Source organism: Weizmannia agrestimuris (genome assembly GCF_943193165.1).
GTDB classification, from domain to species: Bacteria; Bacillota; Bacilli; order Bacillales; family Bacillaceae_C; genus Weizmannia; species Weizmannia faecalis.
In genome coordinates this window covers 1-2,286 of record NZ_CALPDC010000093.1, presented here as the reverse complement: position 1 = coordinate 2,286, position 2,286 = coordinate 1, and the positions used below count along the sequence as shown (strand labels likewise).

Sequence of the window (2,286 nt, the reverse complement as noted above, 5' to 3'; positions counted from 1 at the left end):
CTAGTAAAAGCAACGATAAGTCGAGAAGCCCCCACTTCAATCAAACCGTAAGGTTGATAAGTGGAGGGTAGTTCACAGAAGGTGGCTCCCATTTTTTACCGTTTTTTAAAAGGGACATAGAAATGCCGTAAAGGCTTTTGTTCTTTACGGCATTTTTGTGTGCATTGTAGAAAAATCGTTAAAATTGCTTTTCTGTGGCTGTGGTATGGTGAAAACAGGAGGTCGATCGCCATGCCAAAAAGGGAATTAAACAACGGGCCGGTCATCCAAAAAGAAAAGGAAACCGTGTCACAAATGATTGCCATTTACTGCCGGAAAAAACACCACCGCAAGACGCTTTGCGAAGAATGCCTCGATTTACAAAACTATTGCTTAAAAAGGCTTTCCTATTGCCGGTTTGGCGAGGAAAAAAGCGCGTGTTCCAACTGCAAGGTCCATTGCTACCGGAAAGATTACCGTGAAAAAATCAGGGCGGTCATGCGTTTTTCCGGCCCGTGGATGCTTTTGTACCATCCCGTTTTTTCCATCCGGCATTTATTAAAAAAATAAGTTTGGGCGATGCATGATTTGTAAATGATTTTACATAAATGGATTTTACCGGCTGAGTGTATTATGATAAAACCATATGAAATTTTTTCATCACCAAGGAGCAGAAAAATATGTATAAATTGATTGCCATTGATATGGACGGAACGCTTTTAAACGACCAGCATGAAGTCACTCCGGAAGTCCGGGAAGCTTTACATAAAGCGAAAAAGAAAGGCGTCAAAATCGTGCTGTGCACGGGGCGGCCGATCGGGGGCGTCCGCCGCTTTCTTGAAGATTTATTGCTGAATGAAGAAGATGATTATGTCATTGCCTATAACGGCGCGCTCGTGCAAAATACGCATACGAACGGGGTTGTCGCGGAACGGTCGATTGGTTACGGCGATTTGGTGCGGCTGTACGGGCTCAGCCTCGAACTGAAAACGCCGATGCATTTTTTTGACCCGGAACATTTGTATACGCCGAACCGGGATCTCAGTCCTTATACGGTTGTGGAATCTTATTTGACGCAGATGCCGGTGCATTACCGGACGTTAGAAGAGCTGCCGCGGGATATGGTGATTCCGAAAGTGATGTTTATTGACGAGCCGGAGAAGCTGAGCCGGACGATTGAAGCGATTCCGGACTGGGTGCAGGAGAAGTACACGATGGTCAGAAGCATGCCGTTTTATTATGAAATTTTGCATAAAGATGCGAGCAAAGGCAATGCTGTGAAACTCCTTGCCAGCCATCTCGGCATCCGCCGCGAGGAAGTGGTTTGTATCGGCGATAATGAAAATGACCTGACCATGATTGAATACGCCGGCTGCGGGGTGGCGATGGGCAATGCCGTCCCGAAAGTAAAGGCGATTGCCGATTTCGAAACGCGCACGAACAACGAACACGGCGTCGCCTATGCAATTGAGAAACTGGTGTTGTCGTAAAAAGAAGGGTGCCCGCCGGCAGAAGGCAGGCACCCTTCTTTAAAATGGATTCGGGCCGGGCTCTTCCAGTGCCTTAGCGAGTTCGCCGCAATCCGGGCAACAAATATAGGTATCATACAAATGATACCCGACATAGCCGTGCGTCAACTCCTGCATATCCCAAATCGTTTCCCATTCCATATCAAAAGTCTTGTTGCAACGTTTACAGTAAAACATCACACTTCCAAAATCTTCCTGTCCCTTTTCCTGCTTCTTTTTCTTCAATTGGATTAGCCCCATTCTAAAATAGTTTTAACGGTTCGGCTTTTGGCTTTTCGTGATGCATCTTACAGGCAGGCTGTCTTTTTTAACGGCTTTCCGAAAGAAGTCTCCCATCCTCAAGGAATGTGAAGGTGCGAATCGCACCAATGAGTAGGTGGGAGATGAATTTCGGTTGGCTTTAGCCAAAGTTATTTTTCCAATCCTTTTCTCAACAATTCTAAGATTGCGGCTGTTCTAGTTGGAATCCCATTTTCTTTTTGATATTGCTCCAATTTTTCTAATATCGTCTTAGGCATATGAATTTCTACACGTTCTTTCTCTTCTCTCATGATTATCACCTCATATTGATTGTACGGATTTTTTACGATATAATCAATATATACGAAATTTTGTATGTGTCAAGTTTTTCTCGATAAGGTTTAAATATCGGGATTCCAAGACACTCTTTTTGTACACTTTCGTATGGATTGATAACGGGTGTGTTGATGCGCGCGAAATTCACTCGCTTTCCGCGGGCGGCCGGCGAGCCTCCTCGCTCGTACCTCGCTGCGGGGTC

4 protein-coding genes are annotated in these 2,286 nt (G+C 45.2%); 2 read left to right on the top strand and 2 right to left on the bottom strand.

Annotated features, from left to right (window positions below):
• The first annotated feature begins 231 nt into the window (after positions 1–231).
• Positions 232–549, top strand: a complete 318-nt coding sequence (locus NFR98_RS15650) for a nitrous oxide-stimulated promoter family protein (protein WP_013860417.1) — start codon at positions 232–234, stop codon at positions 547–549.
• 110 nt (positions 550–659) lie between these two features.
• Positions 660–1,469 (top strand): sugar-phosphatase, encoded by an 810-nt coding sequence (gene yidA / locus NFR98_RS15645; RefSeq protein WP_017554285.1) that lies wholly within the window; start codon positions 660–662, stop codon positions 1,467–1,469.
• Between the two features lie 39 nt (positions 1,470–1,508).
• Here the strand turns inward: yidA and NFR98_RS15640 are convergent, their stop codons facing one another.
• Together NFR98_RS15640 and NFR98_RS15635 are read right to left on the bottom strand one after the other, a co-directional pair.
• On the bottom strand, positions 1,509–1,733 hold the full coding sequence (locus NFR98_RS15640; protein ID WP_026684579.1) for a hypothetical protein: 225 nt from the start codon (positions 1,731–1,733) through the stop codon (positions 1,509–1,511).
• Positions 1,734–1,918: 185 nt separating this feature from the next.
• Complete coding sequence (locus NFR98_RS15635) at positions 1,919–2,059, bottom strand: ribbon-helix-helix domain-containing protein (protein ID WP_013860635.1); 141 nt, start codon at positions 2,057–2,059, stop codon at positions 1,919–1,921.
• Positions 2,060–2,286: the final 227 nt, after the last annotated feature.